Origin of the sequence: Rathayibacter sp. VKM Ac-2879, from assembly GCF_015351245.1 — a bacterium.
Lineage (GTDB): Bacteria > Actinomycetota > Actinomycetes > Actinomycetales > Microbacteriaceae > Rathayibacter.
In genome coordinates this window covers 30,253-54,485 of sequence record NZ_JADKSO010000005.1, presented here as the reverse complement: position 1 = coordinate 54,485, position 24,233 = coordinate 30,253, and the positions used below count along the sequence as shown (strand labels likewise).

Sequence of the window (24,233 nt, the reverse complement as noted above, 5' to 3'; positions counted from 1 at the left end):
GGACATCCATGCGCCTGCTCCTCGAGCTCGACGACGAGCGTCACGACATCCGACTCGGCCGCCATCGCCCCGGCGCCACCCTCAGCGATCTGGTCGAGACGGCCACCGGTCGTCGACCGGAGGCGGAGAGCGTGCTCGCCGTCGACACGGCGCTCCACGTGGCCGAGACGCCGCTCGACGAGCTCCTGCTGCTCGAGGGGACCAGGATCGCCCGCTCCCCGCAAGAGCTCCCCCGCTCCGTCCGCGGCTGGACCGTGACGATGTCCGGCGGGCCGGACGCGGGAGCAATAGCAGAGGTGCCACGGAGCCGCCCGCTCACAGTCGGCCGGGCTCCGCAGGCCGACCTCGTCCTCCCGAGCGCAAGCGCCTCCTGGGCGCACCTCACGCTCATCCGCGAGGGGGACGGAGTGCGGGTGCGCGACTGCGACTCCACCAACGGCACTCTCGTCGAGGGTGCCGCGGTCGATGAGTCCGGCGTCCTCGTGACCACGACCTCAGTCATGATCGCCGGTGGGGTCAGCCTGCTCCTCCGACCCGAGCTCGACGAGCCACGCGTCCCAGGACCCGACCGTCCGCGCACCGTCACCCGCGCTGCTACGGTGCCGTTCAATCGACCGCCCCGGCCGGGTCGCTCAGAGCCGGTACCGCCTGTCGTGCCGCCGGCGCGGGTCTCGATCCCCTCCGTCTCCCGGTTCAGCGCGGTCACCCTGGCGGCGCCGCTGGTTCTCGCCTTCGCGATGGTGGTCATCATGGGCGACGCTCGATATGCCCTCTTCGCGGCGCTCAGCCCGATCGCCGGCGTCGGCATGTGGTTCGAGCAGAGACACCGACACACCCGATCGACGCGGGCCGAGGAGGCGCGCTTCACCGCGGCGCTACAGACGTTCCGCGACGAGCTGGCACATGCCTGCCGCTCCGAGAGGTGCCGGCTCGAGGAGGACGCGCCCGATCCCGCCACCGCCGTGCGCCGCGCCGCTCTCCCGACGACCTCGCTCTGGCAGCGTCGCGGCCACTCGACCGGCTTCCTGTCGCTCCACGCCGGGGTCGGCGACGTCCCGTGGAGTCCACCGCTCGACGAGCGCCCGGGGCTGCGCGCCGACGAGGAGGTGCGAGAGATCGCCGGGTCGTGCGTCATCACCGCAGCCCCCGTCGCCATCGACCTCAGCGACGCCGGAGTCGTGGGGATCGTCGGCGAGCGAGCCGGGGCCCTGGCACTCGCGCGCAGCCTGCTCTGTCAGGCGGCCGTGCACTGCGGTCCGGCCGACCTGGCCGTCGGAGTGTTCTGCGATCGGGGCCGAGAGGCCGAGTGGAGCTGGACCTCCTGGCTTCCGCACACGCGCACGACGGGAGGCGAGAGCCGACTCTCGAGCGAGCGCGAGCGGAGCACTGCGCTCCTCCGCGCCCTCCGCGACAGCGCCACGGCCGGGCTCCTCCTCGTCCTCGACTCCGAGGTTCTCCTCGCCGGCCGTGACGCGCTCGCGCGGGAGCTGCTGGGGACAGGGCGCGGCGAGCGCACCCCCGCGACCCGGATCGCCGGCATCGTCATCGCAGCCACCGAGGAGCAGCTGCCCGCCTCGTGCAGCATCGTGGTCCCCGTCGAACCCGACGCCGCGGCGAGCGTGATCCGCCCGAACGCGCGCACGCGGGTCGACGACGTCGTCCTCGCGGGGCTGAGCGTCGCGACCGCCGAGCGGTGCGCGCGCGACCTCGCTCGACTCGAGGATCCGGAACTGGCCACCGGCGACGCCTCCCTCCCCTCCCTGGTGCGCCTGCCCCCGCTCCTGGGAGTCTCGCGACCCACGGCCGACGCCGTGCTCGCCTGGTGGTCGTCGGCGCAGGGGATCGAGGCACCGGTCGGGACGAGCGAGCACGGACCGCTCCTGCTCGACCTCGTGAAAGACGGGCCACACGGCCTCGTCGGCGGCACCACGGGATCGGGTAAAAGCGAGTTCCTGCGTTCGTTCGTCGCAGGGCTCGCGGCCAGGAACGACCCGACGAGGCTGAACTTCATCCTGATCGATTTCAAGGGCGGCGCGGCATTCGCCGCGTGCGAGCGGCTCCCGCACACCATCGGCACTATCAGCAACCTCGACGCCCAGCTGGCCGACCGTGCGCTTCGCTCGCTCGAAGCCGAGATGCAGCGACGACAGCGCATCTTCGCGGCGGCCGGCGAGGGGATCGACACGCTCGACGCCTACACGGCGACCCTGCCCTCCGAGCCCATGCCCCGCCTGCTGCTCGTGGTCGACGAGTTCGCCATGCTGGCGAAAGAGCATCCGGAGGTGCTCTCCTCGCTCGTGAGCATCGGCGCCGTCGGCCGTACGCTCGGCGTGCACATGATCCTCGCGACCCAGCGGCCAGCCGGAGTCGTCACCGACGACATCCTCGCCAACACCAACCTCCGAGTCGCCCTGCGGGTCCAGAGCCGCGACGACTCCGTCCATGTGATCGGCGCACCGAGCGCCTCCGAGATCTCGCGCACCCAGACCGGCCGCGCCTACGTCAAGCTCGGGCAGAACGACATCACGCCGGTGCAGACCGCGCTCGTCACGGGCCGAGCGGAGGCAGAGCCGGCCGAGACGGTCGAGATCCAGCCCGTCGGCTTCACGGGAGCCTCCACTGCGCCGCCGCCCCCCACGGTCGACGAGTCCTCTCCGAGCGACCTCGACCTCCTCCTCGATGCCGTGGTCGCCGCGAACGCGGAGGCTCATCTTGCGCCTCCGCGTCCGGTCTGGCCGGAGCCCCTCGGCGAGCGGGTGCTCCTGGGAGGCGGCACAGCGGAGTCCGAGCTCGGAACCGTCCTCGACGATGTCGTGCGGGTCGCCCTGTCAGACGATCCGGAGCACCAACGGCAGATCGCGGCAGGATGGGATATCCGGGAGGGAAACCTGCTGCTGATCGGGATCCCGGGCAGCGGCACCAGCACCGCTCTCGCCTCGCTCGCTCTCACGGCCGCACGGCACTTCCCGCCCGACGAGCTCGATCTTCTCGTCCTCGACGCCACGGGCCGCGAGGGTGCGCCGCTCGAGGCCCTCCCGCACACCGTGGCGTACGTCGGCGCGGGGCCCGGAGCGCACGAGACGCAGACACGCTTCCTCCGCCACGTGCGCGACGAGGTCCGCCGTCGGCGTGCCTCCGCCGACGCCCGGCGCCGCACCATCGTGATGATCGACGGACTGGCCGCCCTCCGGGACGAGTTCTCGGACATCGAGGGGCTAGCTCTCCTCGACGGGCTCTACCGCGCCTACGCCGACGGACCGGCGCTCGGCCTGCACTTCGCCGTGACCACCACGCGAGTGAGGGCTCTGCCGTCAGCGATGGAGGAGGTCACCACGCAGAAGTGGCTGTTCCGCCTCGCCGATCCGCAGGACTACTCCTTCGCCGGGCTGAAGGCGACACACACGCCGCCGCCAGTGCCGGGTCGCTGCGTGATGACCACTTCGCTCCTCCAGTCGCACGTCGCGGCCACGGTGACCCCCCTGATCGACGCCGTCGCCGAGATCACGGCGACCGCGCCTCCAAGCCTTGCGAAGCACCCCGCGATCGGAATCCTGCCCGAGCGGGTCGCGGTGGGCGACCTCGGCGTACACGCGCGCTTCGACTCCGAGCCGTGGTCGATCCCGATCGGGCTGGACGAGGCCGATCTCGCCCCCGTCTCGCTCGAGGTCTTCGAGGGCGAGCACGCCCTCGTAGCCGGCCCCGCACGCTCGGGCAAGTCGACGGTGCTCCTCGCGATCGCGGAGGCGGCCCGTGCGGCCTCGACGCCGGAGCACCCCGTCGCGGTGTGGGGTGCCTGCGGTCGGCGATCGCCGCTCCTCGACGCAGGGCTCGACCGGCTCGCCGTCGACGTGGGCGGGCTCGCAGACCTCCTTGCCGGCCTCCTCGTAGAGACGAGCACGGTGCTGCTGCTCATCGACGACGCCGAGCGCTGGGACGACCCCGACCAGGCGATCGCGACGCTGATCACGACGCCTCGTCCGGGTCTCCGCGTCGTCGCGGCCGGCCGCTCGACCGAGCTGCGGAACTCCTACTCGCACTGGACGAAGACCCTCGCCCGCTCCCGATGCGGCCTCCTCCTCCAACCCGACGTCGACAGCGACGGGAGCCTGTTCGGCATCGCGCTCCCGAGGCGCACCCCGGTGCCCGCGACGATCGGCCGCGGCTACGCGTGCCTCGCGGGGGCGCTCCACTTCGTGCAGTCGGTGTCGCCAACGCCCGCGCGCCCGAGGTAGGGCGTGTTCCGCCCCGCCCATCGCCGGAGGGGGCGGAAGGCCCCGATCAGCTGCCGCCGCCGGCCGCGAAGATGTTCTGTGAGATCGTCGCGAGCTGCGTGCGCAGCTCCTCCAGCTCGTGCTTGGCCCTGTCGAGGGCCGATCTGGTCTCGGGCCAGGTCGAGGACCGGAACTGCGAGGCCAGCGGACCGTCCCAGACGTTCGGATCCGACAGGGTCCGACCCTGTGCGTCTAACTGGTTGATCTGATCGCTCAGACCGCCGTTGACGATCGACTGGATCTGCTGGATCGCCGACTTCGCCTGCTCGGTCGAGAGGACACGTGACATGAACCACACCCTTCTTGTGTTCGAGACGGGACCCTCCCGCTCGGCTCCTCCTCCCGCCGCGCGGCAAGAGTGAGGATATCTCGCTAGTGTAGAAGCCGACCTCTTACCCCTGAGAGGTGACGACAGCATCGGACGACACCCGGCGCAGGACGTCGCCTACTCGCGTGTCGTGATCGCGAACGGATCGCTCGCGAGATCGGCGAAGTTGCCCACGCGGGCGCGCAGCTCACACGCCGGCGTCATTGAGAGCGCCGTCACCGTCAACCCGTCGGACGACACCGCGACGGCCCCGCCGCAGCCGTCGCTGAGGCGCACCCCCGAGACTCCGCCCGCGATCGCGTCGAGCATGCCGCTCGCCCGCCCCGTGGACGGGCTCGTGAAGAGCGGGTTCACGGGATCGACACCCGCCGGCCACACCGGCACGAGGGTCACCGGCAGGGCGGTCTGGCTGACCGTGCGTGCCGGTGTCTCGATCCTGACGTCGCGGATCCGTTGGACCGCGTAGGCGGTGCCGCTGACACCGACATCCGACACGGCGGCGGCCGTCGCCGCGGCCGCTCGATCGAGCCACGCACGCAGGGCGCCCGGATCGCCGACGTCGAGGACCATGCTCGCGGCGACCTCGACCGAGCCCTGAGCCGGGATCTCCACTCCGGTGAGACTCCACCCGCAGTCGACCCCGACCCCCGTCACGCTCGGCCGGTTCCGGACACCCACGGCTCCCGACCACGAGACGGCCGGGCACTCCGCCGCCATGCCGGGCAGCACCTCGAGCAGCGGCGCGCTCAGCGGCGCGCTCTGGGCCGAGTACGAGAATCTCAGCGACAGGACGCGGCTCTCGGAGTCGTAGCTCGCGCTGCGAGCGACTCCCAGGCCTGCGGGGAGCGGGCGGTCCTGCTGCTGGACCGCGAACGTGCCACCCGACGACTCCGAAGGAGGCCCCTCTGCGCGCGGCAGGATCGCAACGAGGACCGCCCCCACAAGGACCAGGGCCGCGCCGACCGCGGCCAGGATCATCCGCACCTCCCGGCGCCGAGAAGCGGGCGTCGCGGGAGCGGAGGCGGCAGGAGCCGCCGCACGCAGCTCCCGCCGGGTCACCGGGCGCACGATCGTGGGGCTCGACGCCGGGCCGAGCTCGGGAACAGGCCCCGGAGACACCTCCGCCCCGCGCTCCTCGATCGCCGGCCCGCCCCGCAGGAGCGTCGCGGGCCGCGCCGCCTCCTCGAACGACGGGGCCTCGACGGCGCGGGGACGGGCGGGGAGCCCGGCGACCGCTCCTTCGAGCGCACGCAGGAGCCCAGCCGCCTCGGCGGCCGTCGGCCTCGCGGCTGGATCCTTCGCGAGCATCCGGTCGAGAACCCGAGCGACACGCTCCGGCAGCTCGAGCTGTGGCGGCACCGTCGACACGTGCCGATATGCCACGGTCAGGTCGGTGCCGGCTCCAGCGAAGGGCGTCCGTCCACTCAACAGCTCGTACAGCAGGATGCCGGCGGCATAGACGTCACTCGGAGGCCCCGCCTCTCCGACCGTCAGCATCTCGGGCGAGAGGTACTCGGGGGTGCCGATGACGCCCGTCGTCGAGCGCGGCCCCTCCGAGACCACCCGGGCTATCCCGAAGTCCGAGACGCGGACCGCCTGGCCGAGGTCGTCGATCCCCGCGGCGAGCAGGACGTTGTCGGGCTTCACGTCGCGATGGACGATGCCGATCGCATGCGCCGCCGCGAGGGCCTCGAGCACAGCGCCCGTCGCCGCGAGCGCCCATTCCGGCGCCAACGGCCCCTCGGCGACGAGGAGGTCGCGCAGCGACCCTCCTCCGACGAGTTCCATCACCAGCGCGAGCGTCTCGCCCTCCACCACCAGATCGCGCACGGCCACCACTCGCGGATGCCGGAGCCTGGTCAGTACCGAGCGCTCGCGGACGAACCTCTCGACCAGCCCCGGATCGTGGACGAGCTCGCGCCTCAGCAGCTTCGCGGCGAGCTCCGAGCCGTCTCGGGAGTCACGGACGCGCCAGACCTCGCCGAACGCGCCTGCTCCGATCCGCTCGAGCAGACGGTAATGCGCGCCCAACGCCTCGCCGGAGCCCCGCGCCATCGGCGCCTCCTTCCCGAGCTTTCGTCGACTTCGGCGAGAAGTGTAGCGGGAGGCGCGAGCAGCGCCGGTCATCGGGCGCGATCGTCGCCCTCACGTGCGCCGATCAGAAACCCTCGTTGAACCTCGGCGCGTAGTCGGCGCCCAGTGTCTCGAGCTCCTCCGCCGTGAGCTCGAGCGCGAGCGAAGCCACCGCGTCGTCGAGGTGGTGCAGCGTGGTCGCGCCCACGATCGGCGCCGTCACCACCTCGTGCTGGCGAACCCAGGCGAGCGCGACCTGCGCCCTCGGCACTCCGCGCTGCTCGGCGACGTGAGCGACAGCCGCGATCGTGCGCCGGTCCGACTCCTCCTGCTGGTGGTAGAGCGTCGCGCCGAAGGCGTCGGTCTCGGTGCGCGGCGTGGTCGTCTCCGCGTCGCGAGTGAGGCGCCCACGCGCCAGCGGCGACCACGGGATGACGCCGACCCCCTGGTCGAGACAGAACGGATGCAGCTCGCGCTCGTCTTCGCGCTGAATCAGGTTGTACTGGTCCTGCATCGAGACGAAACGCGTCCACCCGCCGAGATCGGCGGTGTACTGCGCCTTCGCGAACTGCCACGCCCACATGCTCGAGGCGCCGATGTACCGCGCCTTCCCCGAACGGACGACGTCGTGCAGCGTCTCCATCGTCTCCTCGATCGGCGTCTCCGGGTCCCAGCGATGGATCTGGTAGAGGTCGACGTAGTCGGTGCCGAGGCGACGGAGGCTGTCGTCGATCGCGCTGAGGATGTGTCGTCGCGAGAGTCCGCCCCCATTGGGTCCCGGGCGCATCCGCCCGTGGACCTTCGTCGCGATGACCACGTCCTCGCGCACCGCGAAGTCGGCCAGGGCGCGTCCGACGAACTCCTCGCTCGTCCCGTCCGAATAGATGTCGGCCGTGTCGAAGGTCGTGATGCCCAGCTCGAGGGCGCGGCGGAGGAAGGGACGGGACTCCTCCTCGCCCATGGTCCAACCGTGAGCGCCCCGGTCGGGCGCACCGAAGCTCATGCAGCCGAGGATGATGGCGGACACCTGGAGTCCGCTGGTGCCGAGTCGTGTGGAGTCCATGGGTCGCTTCCCGTGTCGGTGGAGGGGATGCCTCAGGGTCGCACCCGGCCACGCCGAGCGCCAGCCGGTGCTGACTCTCCTCCGACACTGAGGCCCACGAGACGCCTCAGACGGGCCCCTCCTCGCGCCGTGTGGCGGCAACGACGCTGGGCAGCAGCACCATGGCCGCCCCGAGCGCCGCGGGAGCCAGAAGGGCCCAGCCGACCTCCGGCACCGCATAGTGCCCCTGGAACGTTCCGAGGGCGACCGCCGCCTGAACGAGCTGCATCGTGAGGGCGGAGCCGCGCATCCAGCCGCGCCGGCGCACTGCGCCTGCCGTCGTCGCGGCCGCCCACCCGAGAGCGATGAGTGCCAGCACGACGATCGCAACGCCTCCGCCCACCGTGTCGGCCGGAGTGCTCAGCAGTTCGACCACGAGCCAGAGGGCGACGAGGCTGACGGCGACGGTCTCGACCGCCAGGACGACGATCAGGACCACCAGACCGGGGGGTAGGCGCCGTGCGCGGCGCCCGTCGATCGGCCTGTTCTGCTCACTGATCACAGCCACATCCCATCCAGGACTCTTGATTCGGGCTCAGCACCGTGACAGGCTAGTCCAGTTCGTTTCACCGCTCACAGGGTCGTGGGTTTCCGCCGATGTGACCATCCGATCCAGCCGCGCCGCGAGGCACGGCCACGAGCCGGACGGTCAACAGTGCCCCCAGCACGAGGCACGAATCGAGCGCCGTCCCGTCCACCTCCCCGGTCCACCCCGAGCCTTCGCTCGGGGCATCGAGGCGTGCGCCGGCGAGTGCGCTGGGTTGGTGCCCGTGCCGGGTCGGAGTGTTCGTCGGGATCGTCGGCGTGACTCGATCATCCCACCCGAACACTGCGTGGTTCCTCCACGCACGCCTTCACACAAGGAGCACCTGCATGGACTGGCGCGACAAGGCCGCTTGCCTCACCGCTGACCCCGAGCTTTTCTTCCCGGTCGGCAACACCGGACCCGCCGTCGACCAGATCGAGAAGGCGAAGTCGGTGTGCGCACGCTGCACCGTCACCGAGGTGTGCCTCCAGTATGCCCTCGAGACCGGCCAGGACTCGGGCGTGTGGGGCGGACTCAGCGAGGACGAGCGCCGCGCCCTCAAGCGCCGAGCGGCACGCGCCCGCCGCGCCTCCTAGAGCATCTCCGCCGTTCCCGCGGCGGTATCGACGAGACCCCCGCCGCCTGAGGGCAGTGGGGGTCTCGTCGTCTCGGAGGCCCGTGCGGCGTCAGGACCGCGAGCGCTCCAGCCACCGCAGCGGCACCTCGATCGTGACCTCGGTCCCGCGTCCGACGAGAGTGTGCCAGTCGATGGTGCCGCCCAGCTCGCCCTGGATGAGGGTGCGGACGATCTGCGTCCCGAGCCCGGACCCCACTTTCCCTTCCGGCAGCCCGACTCCGGTGTCGCGGACCTTCACCGTCAGCTCGTCGTCGACGCGGGTCGCCACGATCTCGACGTCGCCCTCGCGACCGGCGAGTCCGTGCTCGACCGCGTTGGTGACGAGTTCGGTCAGCGCTAGGGCGAGCGGAGTCGCGTACTCGCTCGGCAGGTTGCCGAAGCTTCCGTTCAACGTCGGGTGGACGGTGGTGTTGTGGGTCGAGGCGACCTCGGCGATCAACAGCAGCACGCGATCGAAGACGGCGTCGAAGTCGACGTTCTGATTGAGCCCCTCCGAGAGCGTGTCGTGGACGACCGCGATCGCGGCGACCCGACGCATCGCCTGGGTGAGCGCCTCTCTGGCGAGGTCGGAGTGGGTGCGGCGGGCCTGGATGCGCAGCAAGGAGGCGACGGTCTGCAGGTTGTTCTTGACCCGGTGGTGGATCTCGCGGATCGTCGCGTCCTTCGTGATGAGCTCGCGTTCCTGGTGACGCAGCTCGGTCACGTCGCGGCACAGCACCACGGCCCCGACGCGCTCGCCCCGGTCGCGAATGGGGATCGCACGCAACGAGACAGTGACCCCACGCGCCTCGATGTCGGTGCGCCAGGGCGCCCGGCCCGTGACGACGAGGGGGAGCGACTCGTCGATGACGATCTTGCCGGTGAGGAGCTGGGTGGTGACCTCGGCGAGCGACTCCCCCTCGAGCTCGTCCGCGAAGCCGATGCGGTTGAAGGCCGAGAGGGCGTTGGGGCTGGCGAACGTGGTGATGCCGTCGACGTCAAGACGGATCAGTCCGTCTGACGCGCGAGGAGCCCCGCGCCGGGGACCGGTGGGCGCACCGAGGTCGGGGAAGTCGCCCGAGGCGATCATCGAGAAGAGGTCGTTCGCGCAGTCGTTGAACGTCAGCTCCTGACGGCTGGGCGTCCGCGTCTCGCTGAGGTTGGTGTGCCGCGTGACGACGGCGATCGGCCGGGCCGATGTGCGACTGTCGGAGGCACCCAGCCGACGCAGGACCGGCACCGCCCGCACGCGCGTGGGCGTCTCCTCGAACCAGTCAGGTGCCGAGGTGTCGACGATGCGCGCCGTCTCGAAGGCCTCGACGACCTGCGCCCGCCACTCCGATTTGAGCCGCTGGCCGACGAAGTCGCGGTAGAAGAGCGTCGCCGCGCTGGAGGGGCGGGCGTGGGCGACCGCGACGAAGCTCTCGTCGGCCGTCGGCGCCCAGAGCACGATGTCGGCGAACGCGAGATCGGCGAGCAGTTGCAGGTCGCCGACGAGGAGGTGCATCCACTCGACATCCGCCTCGGTGGAGCGGCCGTGGGAGAGGACGAGATCACTGAGGGTCGACACCCGTCAAGACTAGGCGCTTCCGAGCGGCACCTTCGGGCGGCTCGGGGCAGGAGGCGCACCGCACCTCGACGGACCGCGCCGGGTTATCCACAGCTTGGCGTCGAGCCGATAACGAGCATCTCTCACCTGCTTCGATGGGCACATCCTGCGCAACGCCCTCTGCGCACCCGCCCCGACCGAGCCGAAGGAGACCCGACCCGTGACACGCTCGTCCTGTCCTAGGAGCCCCATCGATGAGCCTCCCGTTGACCGCGTTCGACTACCGGACGCTGCCGCTCGAGCCCGACACGCTACCGCGGTCCCCGGTCGCTGCGTACTTCGCGCCGCAGCCGACGGCCCGAGAGGAGCTGCCCGATCCGGAGCCGGTGCTCGCGCGGCTCACCCTGCTCGTCCTCGAGATCATGGAGGGATCGCGCGACATCGACCAGATCGCGCGCTGGCTGAGTGACGAGGTCTACACGAACCTCCAGCGCCGCGTGGTGCTCGCCGCACGCTCGCGGAGCGTCACAGGACGCACAGGTCAGCGGATCCCGTTCACGATCGGCCGAGTGCTGACCACCGAGCCGCGCGACGGCGTGATCGAGGGCGTCATCCTCGTGCACAGCCGGATCCGCACCCGCGCCGTCGCGATCCGGCTCGAGGGACGGGACGCGCGATGGCGAGCGACGGCGATCACGGTGCTCTGAGCGCACCGGTCGGCCGCGTACCCGTCGCGGCGCCGGCCGCCGAGCCCGACGGGTCCTCAGTCGCCGAGCGTGCGGGGGTCCCGGCCCCGCAGCTGCGGCACCGGAACCCCTGCAGCGCGAGAGCGCGGCTCAACGACGCTTGGACTGCGCGCGGCGCTCCTCGCGGTTGGCGGGAGGCTGCTCCCCCGCCTGCGACTTCTGGCCGAAGGCGCCGGTGGTCGTCGCCTGCTCGACCTCGGGCCGCGCCTGACGCGACTCGGCGGCGCGCGCTTTCGCCGTGGCGGCCTGCTGCACCTGACCGCGTTGATTGCGGACCTCGACCCCGCCGGAATCGCTCGGCGCCGAATAGCTGAGCTTGTCCGTCGCGGCGACGGGCTGAGCGAGCCCCTTGGCAGCGACTCCGGCGACCTCGCCCTGCTCCTGGGTGATCTCGACCTCGAGGTTGAAGAGGAAGCCGACGGTCTCTTCGCGGATCTGGCCCATCATCTGCTGGAACAGGGCGAAGCCCTCACGCTGGTACTCGACCAGCGGGTCGCGCTGCGCCATCGCGCGCAAGCCGATGCCGTCCTTGAGGTAGTCCATCTCATAGAGATGGTCGCGCCAGCGACGGTCGATCACCGAGAGCACCACCCGGCGCTCGAGCTCGCGCATCGCGGCCGAGCCCAGCTGCTCCTCGCGTCGCTCGTAGGCGAGCTTGGCGTCCGAGAGGATCTCGCGACGCATGAACTCCTTGTTGATGCGGCCGCGGCTCCCCGCCTCCTGGACGACCTCGTCGATCGTGAGGCTGACGGGGTAGAGCGTCTTGAGCTCGGTCCAGAGGGCGTCGAAGTCCCAGTCGTCGCCGTTGCCGTCTCCCGTGTGCACCTCAAGGATCTCGTCGATCACGTCGACCAGGAAGCGCTGGGTGCGCTCGTGCAGGTCGTCGCCCTCGAGGATGTGGCGTCGGTCGGAGTAGATCGCCTCACGCTGACGGTTGAGGACGTCGTCGTACTTGAGGACGTTCTTGCGAATCTCGGCGTTGCGCGCCTCCACCTGCGACTGCGCGCTCCGGATCGCGCGCGAGACGACCTTCGACTCGATGGCGATGTCGTCGGGGACGTTGCTGCGCCCCATCAGCGCCTCAGCCGCTCCGGAATTGAACAGACGCATGAGGTCGTCGGTGAGCGAGAGGTAGAAGCGGCTCTCGCCCGGATCGCCCTGACGGCCCGAACGGCCCCGCAGCTGATTGTCGATGCGGCGCGACTCGTGGCGCTCGGTGCCGAGGACGTAGAGTCCGCCGGCGGCCTGCACCTTCTCGGCCTCCTCGTTCACAGTCGCCTTGACCGCCGCGAAGACCTCGTCCCACGCGGCCTCATACTCCTCCGGGGTCTCGGAGGGGCTGAGCCCCTTGCCGTTCATCTCGGCGACCGCGAGGAACTCGGCGTTGCCGCCGAGCATGATGTCGGTGCCGCGGCCGGCCATGTTGGTCGCGACGGTGACGGCGCCCAGGCGACCGGCCTGCGCGACGATCGCCGCCTCCCGCGCGTGGTTCTTGGCGTTCAGCACCTCGTGCCGAACGCCCTTCTTCGCGAGGAGGCGCGAGAGGTACTCGCTCTTCTCGACGCTCGTCGTGCCGACCAGGACGGGCTGGCCCGCCGCGTGGCGCTCGGCGATGTCCTCGACGACCTGCTCGAACTTGACCTGCTCGTTCTTGTAGACGAGGTCGGCGTTGTCGATGCGCTGCATCTTGCGGTTCGTGGGGATCGGGACGACGCCGAGCTTGTAGGTGGCCATGAACTCGGCCGCCTCGGTCTCGGCGGTTCCGGTCATGCCGGAGAGTTTGGAGTAGAGCCGGAAGTAGTTCTGCAGCGTGACGGTCGCGAGGGTCTGGTTCTCTGCCTTGACCTGCACGCCCTCCTTCGCCTCGATCGCCTGGTGGATGCCCTCGTTGTAGCGGCGCCCCGCGAGGATGCGGCCAGTGTGCTCATCGACGATGAGGACCTCACCGTTGAGGACGACGTAGTCCTTGTCTTTCTTGAACAGCGCGCGGGCCTTGATCGCGTTGTTGAGGAACGAGATCAGCGGGGTGTTGGCCGACTCGTAGAGGTTGTCGATGCCGAGGTAGTCCTCGACCTTCTCGATGCCGGGCTCGAGCACTCCGACGGTGCGCTTCTTCTCGTCGACCTCGAAGTCCTCGCCGTCGACGAGGCGCTTGGCGAGGTTCGCGAACTCGGCGAACCAGCGATTGGCCTCTCCCGAGGCGGGGCCTGAGATGATCAGCGGGGTGCGGGCCTCGTCGATGAGGATCGAGTCGACCTCGTCGACGATGGCGTAGAAGTGGCCGCGCTGGACCATGTCCTGCGCCTGCCACGCCATGTTGTCGCGCAGATAGTCGAAGCCGAACTCGTTGTTGGTGCCGTAGGTGATGTCGGCGGAGTACTGCTCGCGGCGCTGCTCCGGGGTCTGCCCCGAGAGGATGACGCCAGTCGTCATGCCCAGGGCACGGAAGACGCGTCCCATGAGCTCGGACTGATAGGAGGCGAGGAAGTCGTTGACCGTGACGATGTGCACGCCGCGGCTCGCAATGGCGTTGAGATAGGCCGGGAGGGTCGCGACGAGGGTCTTGCCCTCTCCCGTCTTCATCTCGGCGATGTTGCCGAGGTGCAGGGCCGCTCCGCCCATGAGCTGCACGTCGAAGTGGCGGAGTCCGAGGGTCCGGCGCGAGGCCTCGCGCACGGCGGCGAATGCCTCCGGGAGGAGGTCGTCGAGCGACTCGCCGTTCGAGTAGCGCTCGCGCAGCTCGACCGTCTCGTTCTTCAGCTCCTCGTCGCTGAGGTGCGTGAAGTCCTCTTCGAGGGCGTTGACGGCCTTCGCGTAGTTCTCGAGGCGGCGGAGGACCCGCCCCTCCCCGACGCGAAGGACCTTTTCGAGAACTGAGGCCACGGGGTACTCCAAAAAAGTAGAAGACAGGACTGCGCGCCGGAGCGCGGAGCGCGACCAGCCTAGTCGCGGAGCGCTGTGCGCGGACCGGAGATGCCGTCCTCCCTCGGCGGACGTGCAGGAGAGGAGGGAGGACCGAGCAGAAAAGGGGCCCCGACACGCTCGGTGCCGGGGCCCCTCCAGGGGGTCGTGGGGCTCAGCCCGCCGCCTGCTCGGCCAGCTCGTCGGCCTCGTCGCCGAGGCCGATCACGCCATAGTCCCACCCCTTGCGGCGGTAGACGACGCTCGGCCGGTCGGTCTCGGAGTCGATGAAGAGGTAGAAGTCGTGACCGACCAGCTCCATGTAGTCGACGGCGTCGTCCACGGTCATCGACACGGAGGCGAAGACCTTCTTGCGGATCACGACGGGGCAGTACGGCTCCTCGGCGTCGTCGTCCGCGGGTTCTGGCGCGCTCTGCTCCTGCACCGGGACCACGCCGGTGCTGAGCTTCTCGAGGACCTCGGCGTCTGCGGGCTGGATGGCGACCACGCTGAAGTCGTCGGCCGCCGCGTCGCGAAGCGAGGTGGGCCGATGCTGTCCACGATGCACCTTCTTGCGATCCTTGGCGCGTCTCACGCGTTCGAGGAGGCGGCCGATCGCGACGTCGAACGCGGCGTACTTGTCGGCTCCGCTCGCTTCGGCACGAACCACGGGCCCTTTGCCGATCAAGGTCAGTTCGACGCGATCTCCGTTGCCCGCGCCCTTGCCCTCGCTGTGCCGGCTCGCTTTGATCTCGAGTGCGAGCGCACGATCGGCCAGGTGCGAGATCTTCTCCGACTTCTCCGTCGCATACGCGCGGAAACGATCGGTGATGTCCACGTTGCGTCCTGTGATGTCGATGTCCATGACAACCTCCCAGTCGAGTACGGCGTGCCGCCCTGCTCCGGGCGGACCGTTCGCGCCGTGACCCCCACCGTAGCCCCCGGCCCCCGAACTGTCACCGAACGTTCATCGGGAACTCGCCGGGGACCGCGAGGGGCGGTCGGCGGATCTGTCGGCGTGACGGAGCGGCGTACCCGCGAGCACGACGGCTCCGCGTACCCCGCCTCCCCCCGCCCTGACCGCTCGGCGCAGCTCGAGCAGGGTCGCCCCGGAAGTGACGACGTCGTCGACGAGCACGACCTCGCCGTCGAGCGGGCGCCGGACGCGGAACGCGCCGTCGACGTTGCCGCTGCGCTCGAGCCGGCCGAGGCCGACCTGATCGAACACGAGACGCCTCCGGCGGGCGGGAGAACTCGCCCGAGCGCCCGCAGCACGCACAAGCAGGGGCACCGGATCGAAGCCGCGCCGAAGCCGGCGCAGGAAGGATCCGGGAGGGACGACGAGGGTCGCGGGAGCGCGAGCGTCGCGCGGTGCGAGGCCGGCCAGGAGCGCGGGGCGGAGCACCCCGGCGAGCGCCGGAACGGCCGAGGTGCGCGCCTCCTCCTTGAGCGCGAGCACCAGACGCCGAACGACCCCCGTGTAGGCGGCTCCGGTCACGACCTCGAGCGGATCGTCGGGAGGTCCGAGCACACGGTGACCGAGCACGGCCTGATGCGCTAGCTCAGCGGAGCAGGGACCGCACGGCGCGCGGGTGGTCTCGCCGCCGCACGCAGGGCAGTCGAGCGGGAGGAGGACGGCGAGGGCATCGAGGAGGTGATCGCGCAGCATCCTCCGAGCATGATCGTCGCCGCCCGCGGCCGGGCCTGGTGGACGCCCTCCGGGGAGGACACGCCGCGGGGACCGCACTGTGGAGGAGGCTCGACGTCACCGCCCCGGCACCAGCCGCCCGCGCGTCACGACCCCATCCCGGTCTGCGACGCGAGCACCCGGACCTGGGTCGCGATCGTCTGCCAGGCCGAGCCGCGCTGCTGGCGCAGCTCGCCCCCCTCGGCCAACAGCCGGATCTGCGTGGACGCGTTGCCCGCGGCGATCTGACGCGTGCCGCTGGTGGTGCCGAGCGGAGTCTCTCCGCCTCCGACGACGTCCATCGTCACCGTGTCCTCGCCGTTCGAGGAGCGCACGACGGAGGCGACGTCGAGTTCGTCCGTCCAGCTCGCGGCGACGGCCGTCCCCGGCGTCGAACGCAGGACGACGGGCTCACCGACGGCGACCGGCTGGCCGTCCCCGGCGCGTGTGATGCCCGCGACGAGGACCGTCGCCTGCTGGCCGTCCTGCGCGAGGGCGAGCATCCTCGTGCCGTCTCGGGACACCGCGATCGAGGCGATCGAGTCGATCTCGGACCACGCGGTCGCCACTTGGAAGGAGGTCGAGCCGTCGCCGGCGTAGGCGACGAGCTGGTTGGGGGCCGAGGAGGGCACCGACCAGACGTAGCCGAGCGGATCCACGGTGGGCGCCACCAGGCCCGATCGCGCGTCGAGCAGCAGGTCGGGGCGACCGGGAGCGACGACCGTGACTCCCGCGTTCGCCAAGACGACAGCGCTCGCGTCGGAGCCGGTGCCCTTCTGGACGCCGAGGACGGCGGCTCGCGGCGAGAGCGCGCGCACGCGGTCCGAGATCCCGAGCTCGGCGAGCCCCGACGAGCCGAGGAAGCCGAAGCCCTGATCGGTGAGCACGAGAGGCCTCGTGTCGACGCGGGGCGAGGTCGGCAGCCCCGTCACCTCCGCCGGCACCTCGATCGGATTCTGCTCGACCGAGAGTGTGACGCCGGTGACGTTGGAGATGTTGGCGAGACTCCGGTTGAGTTGGAGCGCCATCAGGCGCCACTGGCGTTGGTCGGCGCCGAGCGCGGCGGAGTTGAGGTCGACCACCGCGCGCTGCGCCTCGACGGGCACCGTCTCGGCGGCGAGCGCCGAGCCGCTCGGGAACGCCGAGACGACGGCGCCCGAGTCGCGCATCCATGCGGTCGGACCGCGCAAGAGCTCGGTGACGATCGTGGTGCTGGTCGAGCTGTCGGCCCGGGAGGCGAACCAGCGCAGATCCGGGACCAGGTAGCTGTAGCTCGGGTCGAAGAAGTAGAGCGCGTGGGTCGAGAACACCTGGCCGAAGGTGGTGCGGTCGATGACCACGCCGCTGGGCGGCGCGCTGATCCGCCACTCGCCGCCCTCCTGGACGAAGCCGTAGTCGAGGGTGAGCGCGGCGGTCGTTGCCACGTCGGCGTACACCCCGGTCGCGTCGACCTCGGCCACCGGAGTGAGGGACAGGGAGAGCACCGAGTCCGACTTCGTGGTCGCGGTGCGCTGGCCCTCGTCGACGGTGACGTGCTCGCCCGGCGTCCAGGCGGCTCCGCTCGCGAGGAACTCCCGCGCGATCTTGTAGTTGTTCTGCGGGCTGGACGCGGCGTCGATGAAACCGTTCAGGATGTCGCGTTGCGAGGCTCCGGCGGCGGGGCCGGACGGGAGGAAGTCGTACTGCAGATCCTGCGGGGCCGCGTCGGGCTGACCGACCCCCACGTCGCCGTCACGCGGGATGCCCGCGCAGCCCGCGAGCGCGAGGGCGAGCAGGAGGACGCCGGCGAGCGCGCGCAGCCGGCTCACGGTGCCGCCTCCGTCGTGGGCTGCGGGGCCTCGGGGCGCTGCTCGGGCGGCAGGAGGAGCGGCGGGAGCACGATCGGGCCGGTGAAGGCCTGCTCCCCCGCGTCCGCGGGCGGAAGCGGGAGCGGCGAGGACTCGATCCGCTGGCCGCGTCGGCGCGGCACGGTCAGACGGAAGCACGCGCCGTGGTCGGGCATCGACCACACCTGGAGCCAGCCGTCGTGCAGGGCCGTGTCCTCCTGTGCGATCGAGAGGCCGAGTCCCGTGCCGCCCAGGGTGCGGCGGCGTGAGGGATCGGCGCGCCAGAAGCGATCGAACACGCGCGCCACCTCCTCATCGTTCATGCCGTGGCCGTAGTCGCGGACGGCGAGCGCGACCGCCGACTCGTTGCTGTCGACGGTGACGACGATCTCACGACCGTCGCCGTGCTCGATCGCGTTGCCGAGGAGGTTACGCACGATGCGTCGGATCCTCCTCGGATCGAGGTCGGCGTCGAAGTAGCCGCCGGGCGCCGACAGCGTGAGGACGGAGCCGTTCGCCGTGGCGATGCCCCGCATGCTCTCGATCTCGTCGTCGGCGAGCCGGACGAGGTTGACGGGCTCGAGTTCGAGCTCGGCAGAACCCGCATCGTGCCGTGAGATCTCGAGCAGATCGGCGAGGAGGCTCTCGAACCGCGCGATCTGGCCGTGCAGCAGCTCGACGGTCCGCTCGGCGACCGGCGGGAAGTCCTCGCGCTGGTGATACAGCACGTCTCCCGCGAGCTTCATCGTCGTCAGCGGCGTGCGCAGCTCGTGCGACACGTCCGAGACGAAGCGCTGCTGCACCTGGCTGAGTGTCGCGAGCTCGCTGATCTGATCCTGGAGGCTGTCGGCCATGCCGTTGAAGGAACGGGCGAGCGTCGCGATCACGTCCTGACCGCGCTCGGGGATCCGTACCTCGAGATCGCCCGCCGCGAGACGTTGGCTCGTGACCGCCGCGACGCGCACGGGCGCTACGACGAGGCGCACCACGACCCAGCTCACTGCGCCGATCAGGAGGATGAGCAGAACGCCCGCGATGGCGAGCACCTGCTGCACGAACTGCAGCGTCCGCTCGGCGTCGACGAGGGAGTAGCCGATATAGAGCTCGTACCGCCCCGCCGAGCTCGGCAGCTCGAGGGTCGAGCCGACGAGGATGCCCGGCTGCTCCTGACCCGGGTCGCCGAGCGTCACCGACTGCCAGTACTGCCCGTCGGAGCCGGCCTGCACCCGCGCACGGAGCTGGGAGCTGATGATGCCGTCTTGCAGCTCCCGGTTGTAGACGTCCTGCGGGGCGAGCGGAGACGCGTCCTGGCCGGGCGCCCGCACCACGGCGATCAGCGCCGAGGAGGACGCGTCGCGGATGGCGGTGCGGACCGAGCTCATCACCTCCTCCATGTCTTGCCGCGTCGACACCGTCGCCGCGTCCAGGTAGCCCTGCGCGGCTCGCGTGGCGCGAGAGGTGTCGCCGGTGACCTGCGACAGTCGCGACTGGAAGAGGTTGTCGCTGATGCTGTACGAGAGGTACCCCCCGGTCGAGCCGATGGCGATGCCCGAGAGCAGCACCGTGATGGCCACGGCGCGGAACTGCAGCGAGGTTCTCCAGACTCGCAGGACCCGGCCCGGCCAGCGGCGGAGGGCGGGGACGCCCGGACGAGCCGGAGGCACGGTCAGCTCGGGACCACGGCGCCGGCGCGGTAGCCGACGCCGCGCACGGTCATCACGATACGAGGGTCGTCGGGGTCCTTCTCGACCTTCGCGCGCAGGCGCTGCACGTGCACGTTCACGAGCCGCGTGTCGGCCTTGTAGTGGTAGCCCCACACCTGTTCGAGGAGCATCTCGCGGGTGAAGACCTGCTGCGGCTTCGAGGCGAGTGCGAGCAGCAGATCGAACTCGAGCGGAGTGAGGCCGATCCGGGTCTCTCCGCGGCGCACCTCGTGGCCGGCGATGTCGAGGCTGAGGTCGCCGACCTGCAACACGGCGTTGGCCGCGACCTGCGCCGGGCGCAGTCGCGTCTTGATGCGCGCGACCAGCTCCTTGGGCTCGAAGGGCTTCACCATGTAGTCGTCCGCTCCCGACTCGAGCCCCTGGACGACGTCGGCCGTGTCGGACTTCGCCGTCAGCATGATGATCGGCACGCCCGACTCGGTGCGGATCGCGCGGCAGACCTCGATGCCGTCCATCCCGGGGAGCATGAGGTCGAGCAGGACCAGATCGGGGCGAGCCTTGCGGAAGGCCTCGAGCGCACTCGATCCGTCGGCGCAGAACGAGACCTCCCAGGTCTCGCCGCCGAGCACGATGCCGATCATCTCTGCCAGGGCCGCGTCGTCGTCGACCACCAAAATGCGCGCGCTCATGAGTCTGTCTTCCTCGTCTCGGGTCGCGTCGCCCCGGGGGCGCTCGCGGACATCCCCCAGGCTAACCGACACGGGACGGAGCGAAGCGGGGCTCGGCCTCGAACCCGCGAGCGCCCGAGGGAGGGGCCGAGCGGGCAGGGCTGTGACAGCATGGGGACGATGACCGACGCAGCCCCCTGGCCGCCGCCCGCAGGCCACCCGGACGAGCAGCCGAGCGCAGGGGCCCGCGCGGCGGCGGAGCCGGCGCCCGCTCGACAGCGCCCCGTGCCCCCGAGCGCCCCGCCGGCCGCTCCGACTGCTGCGTGGTCCCCTCCCTCCCCCGCCGGCTGGGGCACGTCGCCGTGGCAGACCGGCGCGCCCTCCGTCACGCCCTCGCGGGAATGGACGCCTCCGCCGCGACCGGGCCTCATCCCCCTCCGCCCGCTCGGCTTCGGCACCCTGCTCGGCGCCCCCTTCCAGGTGTTGCGGCGCAGCCCGCGCACGACCCTCGGAGTCGCGCTGCTCGTGCAGGGGCTCGGCTCGACTCTGGCTCTGCTCGCCTACGGCGCGGTGGCGCTGTTCGCGGTCAGCCGCATCGCGCAGGCGGAGGCGGCGGATCGCGATGCGGTCGGCGCCGGCTCGATCGCGCTCGTCGTCCTCGCCGCTCTCCTCCCGTGGGCCGTCTCGCTCCTCACCGGCGCGCTGGTGCAGGGCGTGGTGGTCGTGGAGGTGTCGCGCGGCGTCCTCGGCGAGCGGCCACGCCTCGCGCACCTCGTGTGGCGCCTCCGGGGGCGGTTCTGGGCCCTCGTGGCGTGGACGCTCCTCCAGGGCGTGGGCATCGTGCTCCTGGCCCTCGTGGCGGTGGCGCTCGCCGTCCCGCTCTTCCTCCTCGGTGCGCAGAACGCCGGCGCGAGCGCGATCATCGGAGGCATCCTCGTCCTCCTCCTCGCCGGCACCGCGGCCCTCGCACTCGGCGTGTGGCTGGGGACGCGGCTCGCGCTCGTGCCCTGCCTGATCGTGATCGAGCGCCTCCCGCTCCGGCGTGCGGTCGCCCGATCCTGGCGTCTGGTCGGCGGCGGCTTCTGGCGGACCTTCGGAGCGCTCGCCCTGATGTCCGCGATCGTCCAGGTGGCGGGGCAGGTCGTGACGACGCCGATCAGCCTCCTGCTGCCGATCGTGGCCAGCCTGATCTCGCCGACCGACCCGAACGGTCAGCTCGTCGCCTCGCTCGCGGTGACGGTGCTCTCGGTCGCGATCGGCCTCGTCGTCGGCGCTGTCGGCACCGTGCTGCAGTCGGCCGTGACGGGGCTGCTCTACCTCGACAGGCGGATGCGCCTCGAGGGCTTCGACCTCGTGCTGATGCGGCACGTCGAGGAGCGGGCCGCGGGCCGCGACTCCCCCGACCCGTTCCCGGCACCGGAGCGACCGTGATCCTCGCCCCGCTCGACCCCGACGCCGCCGAGGCGCGACGACTCCTGCTCGAGGAGCTGTCGGACCCCCGGTACCGGGCGGCCGAGCCGAGCTGGTTCGACCGAACGGTCCAGGCGGTGCGCGACTGGTTCGCCTCCCTGACCCTGCCCACCGACGGCCCCTCCTTCCCGATCGCCGCGGTCGTTGGAGTGCTCGTGCTGGCGGCGCTCGTCGTCGCGGCGCTGCTGATCGCCGGTCGACCGCGGCTGGCGCGGCGCAGCGGGCTCTCGGCGGCGGTGCTCGCCGCCGACGACACCCGCGGATCCGATGAGCTGCGCGCTCTGGCCGAGGCGGCTGCGACGCGGGGCGCGTGGGAGGAGGCCCTCGTCGAGCGGTTCCGCGCGATCGTGCGCTCGCTCGACGAGAGGACGGTGCTGCGGGTCTCGCCCGGCACGACGGCGCGAGCCTTCTCCCTCGCCGCGGGAGCCGCCTTTCCCGCCGCCGCCGAATCGTTGCGCCGCACGGCCGACGACTTCGATCGCGTGCGCTACCTCGGGCTCCCGGCGGGAGCCTCCGACTACGAGCGCGTCGCGGCGCTCGACCGCCGCCTCGCCGCCGAGCAGCCCCGCCTCGACACCGGCACCCTCGCCCCGGTCGACCTGCTCCGATGAGCGTCGACACGGTCTCGACCCCGAGCATCGGCGTGCTGCTGCGTCGCGGGCGCGTCTGGGCCGCCCTCCTCGCGCTCGTGGCGGTGGGAACCGTGCTGCTGATGGTGGCGACGGGCAGCTCAGCGCTCGCCCCCGACCTCGATGTCGACAGCCCCGCACCCGACGGCGCCCGCGCGGTCGCGCAGGTGGTGCGCGAGCAGGGCGTCGAGATGCTCCGGGCCGACTCCTACGAAGAGGCGCTCCTCCGTCTCGCGCCGGGCTCCACCCTTCTCGTCGACGATCCGGAGGCGTCGTTGGACGCGAGCCAGTACGCGCGACTCGCGCGCGCGGCGTCCTCGGTCGTCCTCGTGCGGCCGACGGGCACCGCGCTGGAGGCCCTTCTGCCGGGCGCAGCGTTCGCCGGCGCTCCCTCCGACACGGGTGTGCTGACGGCCGACTGCGCGCTGCCCGCCGCGGAGCGGGCCGGCACGATCCCGTCGGGCGGCACGACCTTCCGCGTGCTCGATGTTGCGACCACCGGCTGCTTCCCCGCGGGCGAGGACGCGTTCGCCCTCGTGACGGCCGAAGGCCCAGGAGGAGTCGGGATCACCGCCGTCGGCGACGCAGACCTCCTCCGCAACGGCACCATCGCCGAGGAGGGACGCGCGGCTCTCGCACTCGGCCTGCTCGGTGCGAGCGATCGCCTCGTCTGGTACCGCACCGCTGCCGACGATGCGGCGGGCGCAGCCATCGACCCCTCACCTCTCGCGCCTGGCTGGGTCACGCCCGCGCTCCTGCTGCTCGTCGGGGTCTTCGTGGCCGCGGCCGTCTGGCGGGGGCGGCGGTTCGGGCCGCTCGCGGTCGAACCGCTGCCGGTCGTGGTGCACGCGAGCGAGAGCACCCGAGGCCGCGCACGCCTGTATGCCCGTGGCAGCAGCCGGCTGCGCGCCCTCGACGCCCTCCGCATCGGCACCCTGCACCGCATGGCGGCCCTGCTCGCCCTGCCGCCGGCGAGCGGAGCGGACGAGATCGTCGATGCCGCTGCCGCGCGTCTGGGCCGCGATCCGCACGCGCTGCGGCGCCTCCTCCTCGACGACGAGCCGGCGGACGACGCCGCCCTGGTCGCCGCCTCCGACGAACTGCTCCGCCTCGAGGGCGCGCTCCGCGCCTCCCTCGCACCGACCACCGCCCGACGACCGGAAGGCCCCCTCCGATGAGCGACTCCGCCCAGCACCCGACGACGCCGCAGGACGCCGGCCCCGACGACGAGCTGCGCGCCGAGCTCGACCGTGTGCGCACCGAGGTCGGCCGCGCCGTCGTCGGCCAGGACGGCGCCGTGTCGGGCCTGCTCATCGCGCTGCTCGCCGGTGGGCACGTGCTGCTCGAGGGCGTTCCAGGAGTCGCGAAGACACTCCTCGTGCGCGCCCTGTCGGTCTCGCTCGGCCTCGACACCCGCCGCGTGCAGTTCACGCCCGACCTCATGCCCGGCGACATCACCGGCTCGCTCGTCTACGACGCCTCGACCTCCGACTTCGCGTTCCGCGAGGGCCCGGTCTTCACCAATCTCCTGCTCGCCGACGAGATCAACCGCACGCCGCCCAAGACGCAGGCGGCGCTGCTCGAGGCGATGGAAGAACGCCAGGTCAGCGCCGACGGCCGCACTCTCGCACTGCCCGATCCTTTCCTCGTCGCGGCGACCCAGAACCCGGTCGAGTACGAGGGCACCTACGCGCTGCCCGAGGCGCAGCTCGACCGGTTCCTCCTGAAGCTCGTGCTCGAGGTCCCCCCGCGCGAGGTCGAGGTCGAGGTGCTCTCGCGGCACGCGTCCGGCTTCGACCCGCGCGACCTCGCCGCCGCGGGCGTGCATCCGGTGCTCGACCCCGCCCGGCTGCGTGCCGCCCAGGCCGCGGTGCGGCGCGTGGGAGCGGGAGCCGACGTCCTCGCCTACATCGTCGACCTCGCGCGAGCGACCCGCGACAGCCCGAGCGTCCGGCTGGGCGTGAGCCCCCGCGGCTCCACCGCGCTGCTCGCCGCGTCGCGCGCCTGGGCCTGGCTCAACGGCTACCGCTCGATCACGCCCGACCACGTCCAGGCGATGGTCCTGCCGGTGCTGCGCCACCGCCTCCAGCTCGAGCCGGAGGCGGAGCTCGAGGGTGTGCGCACGGAGGCGGTCCTCGGTGCGATCATGCAGCAGGTCCGCGTCCCGGTCTGAGCGC

General features: G+C 71.6%; 18 protein-coding genes. 7 read left to right on the top strand and 11 right to left on the bottom strand.

From position 1 onward, the window contains the following. Nucleotides 1-8 precede the first annotated feature (8 nt). A complete protein-coding gene (locus ITJ45_RS12705) occupies nucleotides 9-4,232 on the top strand; it encodes an FtsK/SpoIIIE domain-containing protein (protein ID WP_194610747.1) in 4,224 nt (1,407 codons plus the stop codon). A 46-nt stretch (nucleotides 4,233-4,278) separates the two neighbouring features. On the opposite strand, the gene ITJ45_RS12700 is transcribed toward ITJ45_RS12705, so the two are convergent. The 4 genes from ITJ45_RS12700 to ITJ45_RS12685 all read right to left on the bottom strand — a co-directional run bounded on the left by ITJ45_RS12700 (nucleotide 4,279) and on the right by ITJ45_RS12685 (nucleotide 8,282). Then, nucleotides 4,279-4,560, bottom strand: a complete 282-nt coding sequence (locus tag ITJ45_RS12700) for a pyrophosphorylase (RefSeq protein WP_194610748.1) — start codon at nucleotides 4,558-4,560, stop codon at nucleotides 4,279-4,281. Between the two features lie 156 nt (nucleotides 4,561-4,716). Then, nucleotides 4,717-6,654 (bottom strand): serine/threonine-protein kinase, encoded by a 1,938-nt coding sequence (locus tag ITJ45_RS12695; protein WP_194610750.1) that lies wholly within the window; start codon nucleotides 6,652-6,654, stop codon nucleotides 4,717-4,719. Between the two features lie 103 nt (nucleotides 6,655-6,757). Further along, nucleotides 6,758-7,735, bottom strand: coding sequence for an aldo/keto reductase (locus ITJ45_RS12690; protein ID WP_194610752.1), 978 nt, complete (start codon nucleotides 7,733-7,735; stop codon nucleotides 6,758-6,760). A gap of 106 nt (nucleotides 7,736-7,841) precedes the next feature. Beyond that, nucleotides 7,842-8,282 carry a hypothetical protein gene (locus ITJ45_RS12685; protein WP_194610754.1) on the bottom strand — a complete coding sequence of 147 codons (441 nt, stop codon included), beginning with the start codon at nucleotides 8,280-8,282 and terminating at the stop codon, nucleotides 7,842-7,844. A 365-nt stretch (nucleotides 8,283-8,647) separates the two neighbouring features. Between ITJ45_RS12685 and ITJ45_RS12680 the strand changes: the two genes are divergently transcribed. Next, on the top strand, nucleotides 8,648-8,896 hold the full coding sequence (locus ITJ45_RS12680) for a WhiB family transcriptional regulator (RefSeq protein WP_055788231.1): 249 nt from the start codon (nucleotides 8,648-8,650) through the stop codon (nucleotides 8,894-8,896). Nucleotides 8,897-8,986: 90 nt separating this feature from the next. On the opposite strand, the gene ITJ45_RS12675 is transcribed toward ITJ45_RS12680, so the two are convergent. Beyond that, nucleotides 8,987-10,486: a sensor histidine kinase gene (locus ITJ45_RS12675; RefSeq protein WP_194610755.1), complete on the bottom strand. Its 1,500-nt coding sequence runs from the start codon at nucleotides 10,484-10,486 to the stop codon at nucleotides 8,987-8,989. A gap of 233 nt (nucleotides 10,487-10,719) precedes the next feature. Between ITJ45_RS12675 and ITJ45_RS12670 the strand changes: the two genes are divergently transcribed. Next, entirely contained in the window at nucleotides 10,720-11,172 is a 453-nt protein-coding gene (locus ITJ45_RS12670) for an Rv3235 family protein (RefSeq protein WP_228493945.1), read from the top strand. Between the two features lie 129 nt (nucleotides 11,173-11,301). Here ITJ45_RS12670 and secA read toward each other — a convergent pair whose 3' ends face one another. The 6 genes from secA to mtrA all read right to left on the bottom strand — a co-directional run bounded on the left by secA (nucleotide 11,302) and on the right by mtrA (nucleotide 19,978). Continuing rightward, nucleotides 11,302-14,094: a preprotein translocase subunit SecA gene (secA, locus tag ITJ45_RS12665; RefSeq protein ID WP_194610757.1), complete on the bottom strand. Its 2,793-nt coding sequence runs from the start codon at nucleotides 14,092-14,094 to the stop codon at nucleotides 11,302-11,304. A gap of 193 nt (nucleotides 14,095-14,287) precedes the next feature. Continuing rightward, nucleotides 14,288-14,977 carry a ribosome hibernation-promoting factor, HPF/YfiA family gene (hpf, locus tag ITJ45_RS12660; RefSeq protein WP_194610759.1) on the bottom strand — a complete coding sequence of 230 codons (690 nt, stop codon included), beginning with the start codon at nucleotides 14,975-14,977 and terminating at the stop codon, nucleotides 14,288-14,290. Nucleotides 14,978-15,079: 102 nt separating this feature from the next. Further along, nucleotides 15,080-15,781: a ComF family protein gene (locus tag ITJ45_RS12655; RefSeq protein ID WP_194610761.1), complete on the bottom strand. Its 702-nt coding sequence runs from the start codon at nucleotides 15,779-15,781 to the stop codon at nucleotides 15,080-15,082. A 125-nt stretch (nucleotides 15,782-15,906) separates the two neighbouring features. Beyond that, nucleotides 15,907-17,607: a GerMN domain-containing protein gene (locus ITJ45_RS12650; RefSeq protein WP_194610763.1), complete on the bottom strand. Its 1,701-nt coding sequence runs from the start codon at nucleotides 17,605-17,607 to the stop codon at nucleotides 15,907-15,909. Further along, entirely contained in the window at nucleotides 17,604-19,289 is a 1,686-nt protein-coding gene (mtrB, locus tag ITJ45_RS12645; RefSeq protein WP_194610765.1) for an MtrAB system histidine kinase MtrB, read from the bottom strand. Before mtrB ends, ITJ45_RS12650 begins: the two co-directional genes overlap by 4 nt. Nucleotides 19,290-19,291: 2 nt before the next feature. Continuing rightward, entirely contained in the window at nucleotides 19,292-19,978 is a 687-nt protein-coding gene (gene mtrA / locus ITJ45_RS12640; RefSeq protein WP_194610767.1) for an MtrAB system response regulator MtrA, read from the bottom strand. Nucleotides 19,979-20,137: 159 nt separating this feature from the next. Between mtrA and ITJ45_RS12635 the strand changes: the two genes are divergently transcribed. From ITJ45_RS12635 to ITJ45_RS12620, 4 genes are read left to right on the top strand one after another with little or no spacing between them, the layout of a single operon-like run. Next, complete coding sequence (locus ITJ45_RS12635) at nucleotides 20,138-21,388, top strand: glycerophosphoryl diester phosphodiesterase membrane domain-containing protein (protein WP_194610769.1); 1,251 nt, start codon at nucleotides 20,138-20,140, stop codon at nucleotides 21,386-21,388. After that, on the top strand, nucleotides 21,385-22,038 hold the full coding sequence (locus ITJ45_RS12630) for a DUF4129 domain-containing protein (RefSeq protein ID WP_194610771.1): 654 nt from the start codon (nucleotides 21,385-21,387) through the stop codon (nucleotides 22,036-22,038). Before ITJ45_RS12635 ends, ITJ45_RS12630 begins: the two co-directional genes overlap by 4 nt. After that, a complete protein-coding gene (locus ITJ45_RS12625; protein WP_194610772.1) occupies nucleotides 22,035-23,234 on the top strand; it encodes a DUF4350 domain-containing protein in 1,200 nt (399 codons plus the stop codon). The genes ITJ45_RS12630 and ITJ45_RS12625 overlap by 4 nt, the downstream gene beginning before the upstream one ends. After that, nucleotides 23,231-24,229 (top strand): AAA family ATPase, encoded by a 999-nt coding sequence (locus ITJ45_RS12620; RefSeq protein WP_194610774.1) that lies wholly within the window; start codon nucleotides 23,231-23,233, stop codon nucleotides 24,227-24,229. Before ITJ45_RS12625 ends, ITJ45_RS12620 begins: the two co-directional genes overlap by 4 nt. The last annotated feature ends 4 nt before the right edge of the window (nucleotides 24,230-24,233 follow it).